This window comes from Actibacterium lipolyticum (genome assembly GCF_900184935.1).
Classification (GTDB): domain Bacteria; phylum Pseudomonadota; class Alphaproteobacteria; order Rhodobacterales; family Rhodobacteraceae; genus Actibacterium_A; species Actibacterium_A lipolyticum.
Genome location: NZ_FXYE01000002.1, coordinates 395,553 through 410,379, shown reverse-complemented (window position 1 = coordinate 410,379; position 14,827 = coordinate 395,553). Strand labels below are relative to the sequence as shown.

Sequence of the window (14,827 nt, the reverse complement as noted above, 5' to 3'; positions counted from 1 at the left end):
ATAGAAGCTGGATTTATTGAGAAGGAACAGTGATGGTTGACGTGGCTGAACGCAAAAAAGCCCTAGAAAAAAGGCTCAAAGAGCTGGATGTGCGCCTTCACGGCATCGAGGAGGAGCTTGACTCCCACCAGTCGAAAGATTGGGAAGAATTGGCAGTTGAGCGCGAAGAGGATGAAGTTCTTGAACGTATCGGCACGTCAGGTCTTGCCGAAATAGAGCGAATCCGCGCCGCACTCGGGCGTATCGAAGATGGAAGCTATGGGGTTTGCGCCAAATGTGGCGACGACATCTCTGCGGAGCGGTTGGATACACTGCCCGCAACACCATTTTGCAAACGCTGCGCCGTTTAGCAGCGTGAACACTGAATTCAATTTGGGAGGACAGCATGGCCTTTGAAGAACTGAAAGCTGGGATCGCACTTGTTCTGGAAGAAATCGAAAAACGTCCTGAAGATCGGCATGTACTGCAAGAAGAGCTTCGCGCAAAAATCTCTGAGATGAAGGCGTTGGGACTGCCCGTGCCAGAGGACATCCAGCGGCTTGAATTGCAGCTGGAAGACGATGAAGCCGACGATTTATACGATAACATGCCTGTCTAGGCGCTGTTATTGCATCAATTTCTTGCGCTTTAGGTCGTTCACTATACAAATGGTGCCACTTTGATACCTCGTTCGCTACCAACGGTTGGGGTATTCGGTGGGGCCATTTGATATAGTGTGGACACAATGACAGAATTGGTGCGTCTTAACATCGACGCGGGCGGCGTGGCCCATCTTACTTTGAACCACCCGCCGGTGAATGCGCTTAGCGATCAGGTTCGTGCCGATCTTGCCGCTGCATTTGATAAGGCCGAAGCCGATGACAGCGTTCGTGCGATCCTTCTGTTGGCAGAAGGGCGCACGTTTCCATCCGGCGCAGAGCTGAACGAGCTGGATCACCCAATCAAAGACCCGTCACTGTCGGCCCTGTGCAATCAGATCGAACTGTGCAGCAAACCTGTCATCGCCGCCATTCAAGGCGCGGCGCTGGGCGGTGGTTTCGAACTTGCGCTTGCTGCCCATTATCGGATCGCATCTGCGAATGCGCATGTCGGCCTGCCGGAAATAAGCCTTGGGTTGGTGCCAAGTGCAGGGGGCACCCAACGGTTGCCGCGTCTGGCCGGTGCTGCCGTCGCGCTTGAGATGATGTTCGTCGGTAAACCCGTAAGCGCGCCAGAGGCGCAGCGCTTGGGCCTGATTGACCGCACGACAAAAGGCGATCTGGCACCTGCCGCGCGGGCCTATGCGATGGAATTGATCGAATCCGGTGCTGGCCCCAAGCGGGCCAGAGATTGTCGGGACGGCATGGCCGACCCTGCTGCGTTTCAGGAAATGATCGGAAAATACCGCGATAAGGCTCATAAAAACCCGGTCAAAACCGCATCTCGGATCGTCGACTGCGTCGAGGCTGCACAGTTGCTGCCGTTCGAAGCGGGGCTTAATTGCGAAAAGTCCGCGCTGGAAGATTGCCTGAAAAGCGGGGCCTCGCGCGCGTTGCGGTACGTCTTTCAGGCAGAGCGTTTTGCCGCGCGGGTACCCGAAGCTGACGGCGCGCAACCGCGCCGGGTGTCGCGTGTTGCGACGTTCGGGGCCGGCCCTGATGCCGCCGGCTGGATCGTTGCATTGCTAGATGCAGGTTTTCACGTTTCGCTTCATGCGCGTGATGAACCCAGCAGAACTGGCGTCGCCGAGCAGGTGATTGCGATCTATGACCAAGCCGTCGATCGCAAAAAGATGCAGGTTGAGCAAGAAGCAGAGCGTCTTGGCAGGCTGTCAGACCGCGCTGATGATACTGCGCTTAGTCAGGCGGACCTGGTGCTGGTCGTCGGCATGTCTAATGTCCCGACGGTTGAACCGATCTGTAAACCGGGCGCGATCATGGCGATCTCTGTACCGCCGGGAGAGGGCATCAATTTCGAACTTCTTGAACGTCCCGCCGATGCGATTGGCGTTCAGGCACCTGTGTCTGCGCATATGGGCCGGTTGGTCGAATTGCTTGGCGGGCAGGAAACCGCACCTGACGTTCTGCAAACCACTGCGCAGCTGACGCGCCGCCTGAACCGTGTTGCCGTTCTAAGCCGCGGCGAAGAAGGCGGCCTTGGCGCGGCAGTCTGGGGCGCCTGTGTTTGGGCCGCAGAGGCGATGGCAGACATGGGCGCAGACCGCGCCACGATCGACAATGCGCTAAGCGAGTTCGGGTTCCAGAAGTTGCCATTTGGCGGCAAGGAGATCCGTGGCCACGCGCGGACTCATTTTACGGCCGATGAAATTTGCCAGCGTTGCTTGGCCGCGATGGCCAATGCCGGCGCGTTGTTGGTGCAAGCGGGCATTGCGCGCCGACCGTCGGATATCGATGTGGTGATGATCCATGGCTATGGCTTCCCGCGTTGGGAAGGCGGGCCAATGATGCATGCCGATCTGACGGGGCTTTTGACAGTCAAGCGTACCCTGACCGTCCTGATGGAAGAGGATGCCGATTTCTGGGCACCTTCCAATCTGTTTGATGAGTTGATCAAGAACGGCAAGACATTCGCCGCGATAAGTCGGGAATAGCCGGGGCTGTGATCAGCCCAGCATGATACCCGCAACGACCATCATCAGGCCAATCGCTGAAACGAAAAGCGCGACTAGGTTCAGCGCGACGACTTTTTGAAGGCGTGCGCGCATTTCCTCATCCGCCAGCCCTGCGCGTTTGGCTTTTGCGGCGATGACGATGCACCAGATCAGCCCTGCAAGGCCCAATAGCGAAATAACCGCCCCTGTCCAAATCAACCAATCCATCGTGCATTCCTTCTGCGCTGCGTGAAAAGGCAGCTAGCGGATAGTTTCAAAGGGTGCAAGAACGATGCAGTGTCGCGGGGCCCTGCGTGATGAGCGCAAATGTCATCATCTACGCATAGTTTCGCGCGGCCGGGTGGGCGGGGCTTGCGGTAGGGCAGGGTGAACGCTATCCGATGGAAAACCGAAAACCGACGAGGCCCCAATGAGCGATACCGTTTCCGACACCACATACCGCGTTACCGCTGACGAACTGCGCCAGTTCATCGAACGCATCGAACGGCTGGATGCCGAAAAGAAAGACATTGCTGAACAGCAAAAAGAAGTGATGGCCGAAGCAAAAGGCCGCGGCTATGACACCAAGGTCATTCGCAAGGTTATCGCGCTGCGCAAGCGTGACCGGGATGACATCGCCGAAGAAGAAGCCGTTCTTGAGATGTATAAAGAAGCGCTGGGCATGTAAGCCGAACGTCTTGCAGGTCAGGGCGCGAGGAAGGTCACGCCCGGCATCTGCTCGATGTTATAGACATCTTCGTCATAGGTGTTGTTGATTTGATCGACGACCTGTTCGGTCCAGCCGGGCAGGTCGAGTTCAACCTCGACCTCGTCTTCGATCGCGAATTTATCCAGAAACGCGGCAATGATGCGACGGCGCTGAGCGTCGGTCGCGGGTGGATGGCTTGCGATATAGGTATTCATGCGTGCCATGCCGGTCTCTGTCATGATTGACGACAGGAAATCATCGGTGCCGACAAGTTCGGTCCCCTCGCCATGACCGGAAAGCGCTTTGAGGATGTCGTGCCAGATAACGGGCGAGTCTTCGTTGCACCAAACGGTAAGTTTCACGCCGGGGTTTGCCGCCATGATGCGCTGGATAACATCGCTCCATAGCAGTCGGTTCAAATCGAAACCTTCCATCAGGCTTTCGAAATCCACGTTCCGCATCCGTGCAAACAGCGCGGGAATGAACGTGGCGGGGTTGCGCAGGGCAATGTGAAATTCACACTCTGCTTCCGGCAATATCTGCGAAAGCCACTGCGCCTTTTCACCAGCGCTGTGATAAAATTGTCCGCGCGACATGATTTTGGCGGGCATGCAGAAGAACGACTGGTTCGAAAAGACGATGCGCTTGGCCTTTTCGTCATCCAAGACGGTATCAAGAATAAGCTCTTGGGTTTCGGCCGGGGCTGTGCGCCCCCTAAGCGAAATCATCGTGTCGCGCAGCAGCCCGCGATATTTGCTTGGCCCAGGGATATGGATGCCTTCGTTCATAAGGACACCCTTGCTTTTCAGCAGGCAATGCAAAAGCCGATCTTCATCGGTGAAGTGCGCTCCAAGATGATAGGCGATCTGCATATCGTTCCTTGACCAAGTTTTTGCTACTGCATGGATATACGAGGATTTCTGGACAGTAAAACGCCTTTACTGTAGAGCCGCCTCATGGCCGAGAGAAACACTCAAGTAAGCCCCGCTCAGCGGCTTCGTTTAAGCATTGATCCATGGTCCGTCGGGGCCGTTCTGATCGCGGCGTTGGTGCTGGTACCGATTGTATCGGTTCTGTGGCTTGCCCTGAACCCCGAAGAAAACGTCTGGCCGCATCTGATCAGCACGACATTGCCGCGTTACTTCGTGAATACTGGCATTCTGATGGGCTCCGTCGGGCTGTTGTCAGCGGCGGTTGGGACGGGGGCCGCTTGGCTGATCACGATGTACCGCTTTCCGCTATCACGCTGGTTAGAATGGCTATTGTTGTTGCCACTGGCCATTCCGGCCTACGTCGGCGCGTATGCCTTGGTCGATTTCCTTGAATATGCGGGGCCGGTGCAAACGGCGTTGCGCGATATTTTCGGCTGGCAGAACTCCCGCGACTATTGGTTCCCCGAAATTCGTTCGCGTGGGGCGGCGGTCTTGGTGCTTTCGGCGGCGCTCTATCCCTATGTCTATCTTATGGCCCGTGCAGCCTTCCGCGAGCAGTCGGGCAATACGTATGAGGTCGCCCGAGCATTGGGTGCAGGCGCTTGGGCGCGGTTCTGGCGCGTGGGTCTGCCCTTGGCGCGCCCAGCAATCGCCGCAGGGGCGGCCATTGTGATGATGGAAACTGTCAATGATTTTGGCGTGGTCGAATTCTTTGCGGTGCAAACGCTTACCACTGGCATCTTCAGTGTCTGGCTAGAAGGCGGAAACAGCGGCGGCGCGGCGCAGATTGCCACCGTCATCTTGGGGCTGATCCTTGCGCTGATGGCCTTGGAAAAAGTCAGCCGGCGTAAGATGCGGTATCACAACCCGGCGCGCCAAAGCCGCCCGGTGACAAAGATTCAGCTGACCCACTGGCGCGGCATCGCCGCAGCGGTCTTGTGCGGCCTTCCGTTCCTTTTCGGCTTTGTGATGCCCGTCGGCGTGATCCTGTCACACGCAATCGGCGCATCCGATGGATGGCTTGCGCCGGGGCTGCTGGGCGCGCTGCTTAACACGCTGACGGTTGCTGGCGCTGCGGCGTGCCTGACGGTCGTGGCCGCGTTGTTTCTGGTTTACGGCGTGCGGCTAAGCAAACGCACCTTACCGCGCCTGTTGTTGCCGGTGACGACCATCGGCTATGCCGCGCCCGGTGCGGTTCTTGCGGTGGGATTGTTGATTCCCATGGCCGCGGCTGACCACGTTCTTGCAGACGGGGTCGAGCGTTTCTTTGGCATCGATATCGGCCTGGTGATGACCGGATCTGCATTCGCGGTGGTCTATGCCTACAGCGTGCGTTTCTTCGCCATCGCGCAGGGCGCGGCAGATTCGGCCATGGGGCGCATTACCCCCAGCTTGCCAATGGCGGCGCGTTCATTGGGGCGCACGGCGCGTGGAACACTGTTGTCGGTCTACCTGCCGCTTATTCGCGGCTCGGTCGGTACAGCGCTTTTGCTGGTTTTCGTCGATTGCGTGAAAGAGTTGCCCGCGACGCTGCTGTTGCGTCCTTTCGGTTTCAATACGCTGGCAACACGCGTCTATGAGAAGGCATCGCTTGAAAATATAGGGGATGCGGCACCCGCCGCACTGCTTGTTATCGGGGTCGGATTGGTCGCTGTGTTACTTTTAGCAAGAAACAACCGATAGAGGGGCTTGCGGTCCCCCGAAAGGCACGCTAAATCCCCCGACAGTGCCCCTATAGCTCAGCTGGTAGAGCAACTGATTTGTAATCAGTAGGTCCGCGGTTCGAGTCCGTGTGGGGGCACCACTCAACAAATAATTTCGAATACTCAGCATGCGGTGACGGCGTAAAGTCCGGTTTACGCGACATGCGTTTTAGCGCCTCTGGGGTGCGCAAGAGATGCAGGATGCAAACCAAAGAAGGTTGTTGTAATGCATCTTTGGCCTGCCGGGCTTGCGTTAAGTGTATAGAACGGGCTGGACGATCAAAGCCATTCAAGCACAGCCGTGAATACCCGTTCTGCGGCGCTGCTTAGCTGTCGCGCGCGGTTCTGGATGACAAAGCAAGGGGACACGATAATCGGTGTCTCTAGGTCCAGAATGCAGACATTCGCGTCCAGCGGACCTTTGGCCAGCAGGTTTGCCACTTCGTTGGTTAAGGGGACGACTGAATCGGTGCCCTGAAGCATCGAAAGCGCGACAAGCAGTGACGAAGAATTGGTGACGCGTGCAGGCGTTGGAAGATTGCTGGCAAGAAACGAAGCCTCGACCGCCTGACGGATCGGTGAGCCCAGTTCCTGCACCACCCATTCGAAATCCAACAACGCCGACAAAGAAATATCCGCCTGATCGGCCAAGGGATGTTCGGGCCGGACCAATAACGCGATTTCTTCGCTGCGGGCGGGGTGCATCCGGAAATCTCGGCTGTCGTATCCGGGGGGCAGGCGGGAAATGACAAAGTCGAAACGCCCTTCGGCCAAACCCCGGACCAAGTTGGTGGAGGGGCCGACTTCGATCGTCATCTCGATGTCAGGGGCGTGCGCTTTAACTTTTTGAATCGCGGGCATCAGCGATCCGACGGCAGGCCCGGTGACTGTGCCAACCCGCACATGGCCGATTTCGCCTTCGGTGAACCTAAGCGCTTCGGTCGCTAGGGCATCCATTTCTTCCAAAATCACCTTCGCGTGCCGGACGCAGATGGCCCCAAGTGCCGTGGTTTCCATACCCTTTGGATGACGGATGAACAGCGCGGCACCGACCAAGTCTTCGATATCCCCAAGGATGCGCGACGCGGCCGGTTGGGAAATGGAAACCATGTTGGCGGCAAGCTGAAGCTGGCCAGTCTCGGCTATTTTCAAAAGAAGCCGCAATTGGTTGGGCTTAAGGCGTTTTGCTAAATCCATGAGGCGATGCATATCATATTGGGTATGCAGATTGCCAGTAATGCGAATTGATTGCTATGCAGATGGGCTGTTACCTCCATCCCGTGGCCTAGATGGCCAAGGGGAGACCGCGCCTTCGAATTTAATGGGCGCAACCACGTGGAGGAACATCATGAATTTCAAATCGCTCCTGGCTTCGGCCGGTGCCGCTCTTTTGCTTGCTACTGGCGCCTATGCCGAAAGCACCGTTGGCATTGCTATGCCAACCAAATCGTCGGCGCGCTGGATTTCTGACGGCAACTCGATGGTCGAACAATTTGCTGCTGCCGGTTACAAAACCGATCTGCAATACGCAGAAGATGACATTCCAAATCAGCTGGCCCAGATCGAGAACATGATCACCAAGGGTGTTGATGTGTTGGTCATCGCAGCCATCGACGGCACCACCTTGTCTAACGCGTTGGAAAACGCTGCGGCCTCGGGGATCAAGGTTATCGCATATGACCGCCTGATCCGTGACAGTGGGGACGTGGATTATTACGCCACGTTCGACAACTTCAAAGTTGGCGTGCTGCAAGCCACCAATTTGGTGAACGGCCTTAAGGAACGCTATGGCGACGTATCGCCGTGGAACGTTGAACTGTTTGGCGGTTCGCCGGACGACAACAACGCCTACTTTTTCTATAATGGCGCGATGAGTGTCATTCAGCCGCTGATCGACGATGGCTCTATCAACATCGTGTCGGGTCAGATGGGTATGGATACTGTCGGCACGTTGCGCTGGGATGGTGCTGTTGCACAGGCCCGCATGGATAACCTGTTGTCCGCCCATTACACCGACAAAGAAGTCCACGGCGTTCTGGCACCCTATGACGGTCTTTCGATCGGTATCCTGTCGTCGCTTAAGGGCGTCGGTTACGGTTCCGGCGATCTGAAAATGCCGATCGTCACCGGGCAGGATGCAGAGGTTCCTTCGGTCAAGTCGATCCTTGCCGGAGAGCAGTATTCGACCATCTTCAAAGACACCCGGTCGCTGGCTGGTGTGACCGTGGGCATGGCGGATGCGCTTTTGAAAGGTGGCACGCCAGAGATCAACGATACCTCGACCTATGACAATGGCGTCAAAGTGGTCCCATCCTACCTGTTGGAGCCGCTGCCTGTGACAGCTGAAAACTGGGAAGAGCGTCTGATCGGGTCCGGTTACTATACCATGGATCAAATCAAGTAAGCATCTTTGGGCTGTTACTGATCTGTCCGGGCGTTGGTCCGGGCAGATCCAAAAGAAGAACAGGGTTTGGGCATGTCAGCTCTTCTGGAAATGCGTTCGATCACGAAGACCTTCCCGGGCGTTAAAGCTTTGGATGACGTACAACTAACCGTCAAAGAAGGTGAAATTCACGCGCTGGTCGGCGAAAACGGGGCCGGAAAATCGACGCTAATGAAAGTGCTTTCGGGGGTTTATCCCGCTGGAAGTTACGACGGTGAAATTCACTATGACGGCAAGTTGGCCGAATTTCGCAATATCGCCGACAGTGAAAAACAGGGCATCATCATCATTCATCAGGAACTTGCACTGGTTCCGTTGCTGTCGATTGCCGAGAACCTGTTTTTGGGGAACGAGCAGGCCAGCGGCGGTATCATCGACTGGCAAGGCACGTTTCAGACCACCGAAAAACTGTTGCGCAAGGTTGGCCTGAAAGAGGCACCCACGACCTTGGTGGACAAGCTGGGCGTAGGCAAACAGCAATTGGTCGAAATCGCAAAGGCGTTGTCCAAAGAGGTTCGCCTGCTGATCCTTGACGAACCCACCGCCGCCCTGTCCGAAGCCGACAGTCAGGCCCTGTTGGACCTGATGCTAGAGCTTAAGGCGCAAGGCGTCACCTGCATCATCATCAGTCACAAGCTGAACGAGGTTCGCCGCGTCTCAGACAGCGTTACCGTCATTCGTGACGGGGCAACCGTTTCAACGATGGACGCGCGGACCCAGCCGATCACCGAAGATAACATCGTGCGCGACATGGTCGGGCGGGACATGGCGCATCGTTACCCCGCGCGGGATCGCCGGGCGGGCGAGGTTCTGTTGGATGTGGCCAATTGGAACGTCTGGCACCCCGAACACACTGAACTTCAGGTCATCAAAGACGCGTCGTTCAATGTCCGCGCCGGAGAGGTGGTCGGAATCGCGGGGCTCATGGGTTCGGGGCGGACGGAACTGGCGATGAGCCTGTTTGGCCGGTCCTATGGTCGGAACATCAGCGGCGAGGTGTCATTGAACGGCCAAAAGGCGGATGTTTCTACCGTGCCCAAGGCCATCGCCGCCGGGTTGGCCTATGTCACCGAAGACCGCAAAAGCCTGGGCCTGATCCTTGAAGAAACGATCCAGCGCAATGTGACCTTGGCAAACCTGTCGGGTGTGTCTGCGGGTGGCATTCTGAACGAAAACCAAGAAACCGAGGTTGCGGAAAAATACCGCAGTGCGATGAACATCCGCACGCCCAGCGTGTTCCAGCGGGTCATGAACCTGTCTGGCGGTAACCAGCAAAAGGTCGTGTTGTCGAAATGGCTGTTTGCCGGTCCCGAGGTCCTGATCTTGGATGAACCCACGCGCGGCATTGATGTCGGCGCGAAGTTCGAAATCTACGGGATCATCAATGACCTGTCCGCGCAGGGAAAAGGGGTTTTGATGATCTCTTCTGAAATGCCAGAGCTGTTGGGCATGTGCGACCGAATTTACGTAATGAACGAAGGCGCCCTGGTCGGCGAATTGACCGCCGAGGAAGCCAGCCAAGAGCGCATCATGTCGCTCATCGTGACAGAATAAGGAGACCCGGGGATGGCAGTCGCTGAAACCACGGACACAGAACATCAGGCCTATGGCATCGTTGATTACCTGAAAGGGCACTTGCGCGAATACGGCCTGCTTTTTGCGCTGATCGCCATTATGGCGTTCTTTCAGATCATGACCTCGGGGACGCTGCTGCGGTCGGTCAACATCACCAATCTGCTGCTTCAGAACAGCTATATCATCATTATGGCGCTGGGCATGCTGATCGTGATCGTGGCAGGCCATATCGACCTGTCGGTCGGGTCGGTTATGGGGTTTGTCGGGGCGCTTGCCGCTGTGATGATCGTCAATCACGACCTGCCTGTGATGCTGACGATCGTGGTCTGCCTTGTGTGCGGCGGGCTGATCGGGGCGGCCCAAGGGTATTGGGTTGCTTACTGGAAAATTCCGTCTTTCATCGTGACGCTTGCCGGGATGTTGGTTTTCCGGGGCTTGTCGCTGTGGTTGCTAGAGGGGCAGTCCGTCGGGCCGTTCCCACGGGAATTCCAGATGCTTGCCAACGGCTTTGTGCCTGACCTGTTCCCGGCTGGATTTGGTGAAAGCCTTGCGCCGATCTTTGAGGCCCGCAAGGTGAACGTGCTTGCGCTTGGCACAGGTATTATCGCCGCTGCCACCATCGTCTGGATGGGTATGCGCAAACGTGCGCGCAACAAGGCTTACGGCATCATAGACGAGCCGCGCAGCTTTTTCATCGCGCGCAATGTTATCGTTGGGGCGGCGCTGATCTTTATCATGTTCAAGCTGGCGACATTTCGGGGCCTGCCCAATGTGCTGATCACGATGGGTGTGCTGACGATCATCTATGCATTCATCACCGAAAAGACCGTTCTGGGGCGTCGGGTCTATGCGTTGGGGGGCAATGAAAAGGCCGCAAAACTGTCAGGCATCAAGACCGAGCGGTTGACCTTTTTGGCCTTCGTGAACATGGGCGTGTTGGCAGCGGCGGCGGGTTTGGTTTTTGCCGCGCGGCTGAACACCGCAACGCCCAAGGCTGGCTTTGCGCTGGAACTGGATGTGATCGCGGCAGTCTTTATCGGCGGCGCGTCGATGTCGGGCGGGGTTGGCCGGATTGTCGGCGCTGTGGTCGGCGCGTTCCTGATGGGCGTGTTGAACAACGGCATGTCGATCATGGGGATCGGCATTGATTACCAACAGATCATCAAGGGCCTTGTGCTGCTGGCCGCTGTCATCTTCGACGTTTACAACAAAAGCAAGCAGGGCTGAGCAATGGCATTCACTCCGGCGAAATGGCCCCGTAAGCTGCGCAGCCAAGAATGGTATGGCGGCACGTCTCGTGACACGATCTATCACCGTGGCTGGCTAAAGAACCAAGGCTATCCGAACGACCTGTTTGATGGTCGCCCGGTAATTGGCATCATGAATACTTGGTCTGATCTGACCCCTTGCAACGGCCACCTGCGAGAGCTGTCAGAAAAGGTGAAGGCCGGTATCTGGGAGGCGGGCGGCTTTCCGGTGGAGGTTCCGGCTTTTTCCGCATCGGAAAACACGTTCAGGCCGACGGCGATGATGTATCGCAACCTTGCGGCCCTGTCGGTCGAAGAACAGATGCGCGGGCAACCGATCGATGGTGCCGTGCTGTTGGTGGGGTGTGACAAGACCACGCCGTCTTTGCTTATGGCTGCGGCCTCGACCGACTTGCCGTCAATTGTGGTGACGGGCGGGCCGATGTTGAATGGCTATTTCCGGGGCGAGCGTGTGGGTTCCGGCACGCATCTGTGGAAGTTTTCCGAAGCTGTGAAAGCCGGGGAAATGACCCAAGAAGAGTTCTTGGAAGCCGAACAATCGATGAGCCGCTCTTCGGGCACCTGTAACACGATGGGCACCGCCAGCACGATGGCGTCGATGGCCGAAGCCTTGGGTATGGCTTTGTCGGGTAATGCGGCGATCCCTGCGGTGGACAGCCGCCGCCGCGTCATGGCGCAACTTTCGGGGCGGCGGATCGTGCAGATGGTCAAAGACGATTTGAAGCCATCCGACATCATGACGAAATCGGCGTTTGAAAACGCGATCCGCTGTAACGGCGCGATTGGCGGTTCCACCAATGCGGTGATCCACTTGCTGGCCATTGCAGGCCGGGTCGGCATCGATCTGAACCTTGATGACTGGGACCGTTGCGGGCGCGACGTGGCGACGATTGTGAACTTGATGCCATCGGGCAAGTACCTGATGGAAGAGTTCTTTTATGCCGGTGGCCTTCCCGTTGTTCTGAAACGTCTGGGTGAGGGCGGGCAACTGCACAAATCCGCCCTGACCGTTTCCGGGCAGTCGATCTGGGACGAGGTGAAGGATGTGACCAATTGGAACGAGGATGTGATCCTTCCGTTGGACAACGCGCTTACCACGCAAGGCGGCATCGCGGTGCTGAAGGGCAATCTGGCACCGAACGGTGCGGTGGTAAAACCATCCGCCGCCTCTGCGAATTTGCTTAAACACCGTGGACGTGCAGTCGTTTTCGAAGACATCGATGACTATAAGGAAAAGATCGCAGACGACGCGCTGGACATCGACGAAACATGCGTGATGGTTTTGAAAAACTGCGGCCCCAAAGGGTATCCCGGCATGGCAGAGGTTGGGAATATGGGCTTGCCCGCAAAGGTGCTGAAGAAGGGTATCACCGATATGGTGCGTATTTCGGATGCGCGGATGTCAGGCACGGCCTATGGCACAGTTATCCTGCACACCTCGCCCGAGGCCGCGGCAGGCGGACCTTTAGCGGTCGTTCAAAGTGGTGACATGATTGAACTGGATGTCGAAGCCCGGCGCTTGCACCTTGATATCTCTGACGAAGAACTGGCAACGCGCCTTGCCGCATGGACCCCACGCCATCAGCCCCCAAGCGGCGGGTATGAGTGGTTGCATCAAGCCCATGTCGAGGGCGCAGATACGGGCGCAGATCTGGATTTCCTTAAGGGCTGCCGAGGCTCGGCGGTCGGAAAGGATTCGCATTGATGCTTATCGGTCTTGTCGGAATTGGAAAGATCGCGGTCGATCAACATGTCCCCGCGATTGCAGACAGTCGCGATTGGGATTTGGCAGCAACCGTATCGCGCCACGGCCAGGTGGACGGCGTAGAGGCGTTCGCCGACTTCGATCATATGCTGGAAACGCGCCCCGATATTCGCGTCGTGTCGCTGTGCCTGCCACCGGTCCCGCGCTTTGACTATGCGGCCAAAGCCATTCGCGCGGGCCGCCACGTGATGCTGGAAAAGCCGCCGGGCGCAACTTTGTCGGAATGTCACACACTGGAAGCAATGGCGCGCGAACACCGGGTGTCGCTTTATGCCACGTGGCATTCGCGGCAGGCGGATAAGGTGGCCCCGGCAAAGGCATGGTTGGCGGGGAAAACCCTGAAAAAGCTGACGGTGACGTGGAAAGAAGATGTGCGTCAATGGCATCCCGGTCAGGATTGGTGTTTCGAACCCGGTGGGTTGGGGGTTTTCGACCCCGGAATAAACGCGTTGTCGATTGTGACCGAGATCCTGCCCGACCCGCTGCACCTGACCGCGGCAGAGCTTCACTTTCCGCAAAACCGCGATACGCCCATCGCCGCTTCATGCCGGTTCTATCACCCCGGCGGGGCAGATGTGTCTGCCAATCTGGATTGGCTTGAACCGGGCCCCCCAACTTGGAACATCGAGGCGGTGACAGATCAGGGCACGCTGCTGTTGGAAAACGGTGGCGGCAAGATGACGATTGACGGGCGTCACGACGAAGGCGTTGCCGGGCTTGGCGGGGAATATCCACGACTTTACGCGCAAATGGCTGAACTGGTCGTTCAAGGCGGCATTGATATGGACCTCGCCCCGATGCGCCACGTTGCCGATGCTTTCACACTTGGAAAGCGCGTCACCGTTGCGCCGTTTGAATGGTGATGCCGCCCGGACAATCGCCGCGCCTTACCGCCACACACAGCCAATAAGAGACTTAGATATGAAACAACCTTTGACCGGAATTCTTCCTGTGGCACCGACGCCATTTCACGCCGACGGGACAATCGACCCCGAAGGTATGCGCCGGGTGCTTGATTGTATGATTGATCAGGGCGTGGACGCCATATGCATCCTTGCCAACTATTCTGAACAGTTCTTGTTGTCGGACGAAGAACGGGCAACCTTGACCCGTGTCAGCCTTGAACATGTCGCTGGTCGCGTGCCCGTCATCGTGACGATCAGCCATTTCGCAACCGGAATTGTCGAGGCGCGCGCCCGCGAGGCAGAGGCACTTGGCGCCAGCATGTTGATGATGATGCCGCCTTATCATGGCGTCGGGCTGATCCCGGCAGAGAATGGCATCTTTGAACATTTTCAGGCGGCCTCGGACGCGGTGAACATCCCGATTATGGTTCAGGATGCCCCGCTTTCTGGCGTGTCCTTGCCCGTGCCGCTGTTGGTGCGCATGGCGCGCGAGATTGAAAATGTGTCCTATTTCAAAATGGAAACGCCCTTTGCCGCCGATAAACTTGCCGCCCTGATCGAAGCAGGGGGCGAACACATCGTTGGTCCGTTTGATGGCGAAGAGGCCGTGACCCTTTTGGCCGATCTGGATGCTGGATGTACTGGCACGATGACCTCGGCTTTGCAGCCGGAAATGATCCGGCCAATCGTGGTCGATTACCTTGCAGGTAAGACCGATGCGGCGCTTGAACAGTGGAAAACCTGCCTGCCGCTGATCAACCACGAAAACCGCCAATGCGGCTTACGGGCGGCAAAAACTGTGATGATGGAGGGCGGCGTTATCGGGTCTGATCACGTGCGCCACCCGCTGAAACCAATGTCGCCGCGCACAAAAGACCGATTGCTGTCGCTGGCGCGTGAACATGACCTCGTTGCGCTGCGCTGGGGCAAGTAGGAG

The 14,827-nt window shown here is 57.2% G+C and carries 14 protein-coding genes and 1 tRNA gene; 12 read left to right on the top strand and 3 right to left on the bottom strand.

Annotated features, from left to right (window positions below):
* The first annotated feature begins 32 nt into the window (after positions 1-32).
* The 3 genes from COL8621_RS10665 to COL8621_RS10655 all read left to right on the top strand — a co-directional run bounded on the left by COL8621_RS10665 (position 33) and on the right by COL8621_RS10655 (position 2,590).
* The gene (locus COL8621_RS10665; RefSeq protein ID WP_093967352.1) at positions 33-350 is read left to right on the top strand and encodes a TraR/DksA family transcriptional regulator; all 318 of its coding nucleotides are present in this window, start codon (positions 33-35) and stop codon (positions 348-350) included.
* Positions 351-385: 35 nt separating this feature from the next.
* Positions 386-598: a hypothetical protein gene (locus tag COL8621_RS10660; RefSeq protein ID WP_093967351.1), complete on the top strand. Its 213-nt coding sequence runs from the start codon at positions 386-388 to the stop codon at positions 596-598.
* Between the two features lie 126 nt (positions 599-724).
* Positions 725-2,590 (top strand): enoyl-CoA hydratase-related protein, encoded by a 1,866-nt coding sequence (locus tag COL8621_RS10655; protein ID WP_093967350.1) that lies wholly within the window; start codon positions 725-727, stop codon positions 2,588-2,590.
* 12 nt (positions 2,591-2,602) lie between these two features.
* Here COL8621_RS10655 and COL8621_RS10650 read toward each other — a convergent pair whose 3' ends face one another.
* Positions 2,603-2,818 (bottom strand): hypothetical protein, encoded by a 216-nt coding sequence (locus COL8621_RS10650; protein ID WP_093967349.1) that lies wholly within the window; start codon positions 2,816-2,818, stop codon positions 2,603-2,605.
* 202 nt (positions 2,819-3,020) lie between these two features.
* Here COL8621_RS10650 and COL8621_RS10645 point away from each other — a divergent pair, with 202 nt between their 5' ends.
* Positions 3,021-3,278 carry a DUF2312 domain-containing protein gene (locus tag COL8621_RS10645; RefSeq protein WP_093967348.1) on the top strand — a complete coding sequence of 86 codons (258 nt, stop codon included), beginning with the start codon at positions 3,021-3,023 and terminating at the stop codon, positions 3,276-3,278.
* A 17-nt stretch (positions 3,279-3,295) separates the two neighbouring features.
* Here COL8621_RS10645 and COL8621_RS10640 read toward each other — a convergent pair whose 3' ends face one another.
* Positions 3,296-4,087 (bottom strand): hypothetical protein, encoded by a 792-nt coding sequence (locus COL8621_RS10640; RefSeq protein WP_141137878.1) that lies wholly within the window; start codon positions 4,085-4,087, stop codon positions 3,296-3,298.
* 168 nt (positions 4,088-4,255) lie between these two features.
* Between COL8621_RS10640 and COL8621_RS10635 the strand changes: the two genes are divergently transcribed.
* Both COL8621_RS10635 and COL8621_RS10630 read left to right on the top strand, forming a co-directional pair.
* On the top strand, positions 4,256-5,914 hold the full coding sequence (locus COL8621_RS10635; protein WP_093967346.1) for an ABC transporter permease: 1,659 nt from the start codon (positions 4,256-4,258) through the stop codon (positions 5,912-5,914).
* 45 nt (positions 5,915-5,959) lie between these two features.
* Positions 5,960-6,035 (top strand) — tRNA-Thr (locus COL8621_RS10630).
* Between the two features lie 178 nt (positions 6,036-6,213).
* Here the strand turns inward: COL8621_RS10630 and COL8621_RS10625 are convergent.
* Positions 6,214-7,131, bottom strand: coding sequence for a LysR family transcriptional regulator (locus tag COL8621_RS10625; RefSeq protein WP_093967345.1), 918 nt, complete (start codon positions 7,129-7,131; stop codon positions 6,214-6,216).
* Positions 7,132-7,282: 151 nt separating this feature from the next.
* Between COL8621_RS10625 and chvE the strand changes: the two genes are divergently transcribed.
* The 6 genes from chvE (at position 7,283) to COL8621_RS10595 (ending at position 14,824) form a co-directional block, all read left to right on the top strand.
* On the top strand, positions 7,283-8,338 hold the full coding sequence (gene chvE, locus COL8621_RS10620) for a multiple monosaccharide ABC transporter substrate-binding protein (RefSeq protein WP_093967344.1): 1,056 nt from the start codon (positions 7,283-7,285) through the stop codon (positions 8,336-8,338).
* 72 nt (positions 8,339-8,410) lie between these two features.
* Positions 8,411-9,931 (top strand): multiple monosaccharide ABC transporter ATP-binding protein, encoded by a 1,521-nt coding sequence (mmsA, locus tag COL8621_RS10615; protein WP_093968521.1) that lies wholly within the window; start codon positions 8,411-8,413, stop codon positions 9,929-9,931.
* 12 nt (positions 9,932-9,943) lie between these two features.
* Positions 9,944-11,179 carry a multiple monosaccharide ABC transporter permease gene (mmsB, locus tag COL8621_RS10610; RefSeq protein ID WP_093967343.1) on the top strand — a complete coding sequence of 412 codons (1,236 nt, stop codon included), beginning with the start codon at positions 9,944-9,946 and terminating at the stop codon, positions 11,177-11,179.
* Positions 11,180-11,182: 3 nt separating this feature from the next.
* Positions 11,183-12,925, top strand: a complete 1,743-nt coding sequence (gene araD, locus COL8621_RS10605; RefSeq protein WP_093967342.1) for an L-arabinonate dehydratase — start codon at positions 11,183-11,185, stop codon at positions 12,923-12,925.
* Positions 12,925-13,848, top strand: a complete 924-nt coding sequence (locus COL8621_RS10600; protein ID WP_093967341.1) for a Gfo/Idh/MocA family protein — start codon at positions 12,925-12,927, stop codon at positions 13,846-13,848. Before araD ends, COL8621_RS10600 begins: the two co-directional genes overlap by 1 nt.
* A 58-nt stretch (positions 13,849-13,906) precedes the next feature.
* Positions 13,907-14,824: a dihydrodipicolinate synthase family protein gene (locus COL8621_RS10595; protein ID WP_093967340.1), complete on the top strand. Its 918-nt coding sequence runs from the start codon at positions 13,907-13,909 to the stop codon at positions 14,822-14,824.
* Positions 14,825-14,827: the final 3 nt, after the last annotated feature.

Bases quoted from the DNA above. Each gene is read 5' to 3' on its own strand.
- mmsB (WP_093967343.1), top strand. From the start codon at position 9,944: ATGGCAGTCGCTGAAACCACGGACACAGAACATCAGGCCTATGGCATC.
- COL8621_RS10640 (WP_141137878.1), bottom strand. From the start codon at position 4,087: ATGAACGAAGGCATCCATATCCCTGGGCCAAGCAAATATCGCGGGCTG.
- COL8621_RS10645 (WP_093967348.1), top strand. From the start codon at position 3,021: ATGAGCGATACCGTTTCCGACACCACATACCGCGTTACCGCTGACGAA.
- COL8621_RS10655 (WP_093967350.1), top strand. From the start codon at position 725: ATGACAGAATTGGTGCGTCTTAACATCGACGCGGGCGGCGTGGCCCAT.
- COL8621_RS10660 (WP_093967351.1), top strand. From the start codon at position 386: ATGGCCTTTGAAGAACTGAAAGCTGGGATCGCACTTGTTCTGGAAGAA.
- COL8621_RS10665 (WP_093967352.1), top strand. From the start codon at position 33: ATGGTTGACGTGGCTGAACGCAAAAAAGCCCTAGAAAAAAGGCTCAAA.
- COL8621_RS10635 (WP_093967346.1), top strand. From the start codon at position 4,256: ATGGCCGAGAGAAACACTCAAGTAAGCCCCGCTCAGCGGCTTCGTTTA.
- COL8621_RS10600 (WP_093967341.1), top strand. From the start codon at position 12,925: ATGCTTATCGGTCTTGTCGGAATTGGAAAGATCGCGGTCGATCAACAT.
- araD (WP_093967342.1), top strand. From the start codon at position 11,183: ATGGCATTCACTCCGGCGAAATGGCCCCGTAAGCTGCGCAGCCAAGAA.
- chvE (WP_093967344.1), top strand. From the start codon at position 7,283: ATGAATTTCAAATCGCTCCTGGCTTCGGCCGGTGCCGCTCTTTTGCTT.
- COL8621_RS10625 (WP_093967345.1), bottom strand. From the start codon at position 7,131: ATGGATTTAGCAAAACGCCTTAAGCCCAACCAATTGCGGCTTCTTTTG.
- COL8621_RS10595 (WP_093967340.1), top strand. From the start codon at position 13,907: ATGAAACAACCTTTGACCGGAATTCTTCCTGTGGCACCGACGCCATTT.
- mmsA (WP_093968521.1), top strand. From the start codon at position 8,411: ATGTCAGCTCTTCTGGAAATGCGTTCGATCACGAAGACCTTCCCGGGC.
- COL8621_RS10650 (WP_093967349.1), bottom strand. From the start codon at position 2,818: ATGGATTGGTTGATTTGGACAGGGGCGGTTATTTCGCTATTGGGCCTT.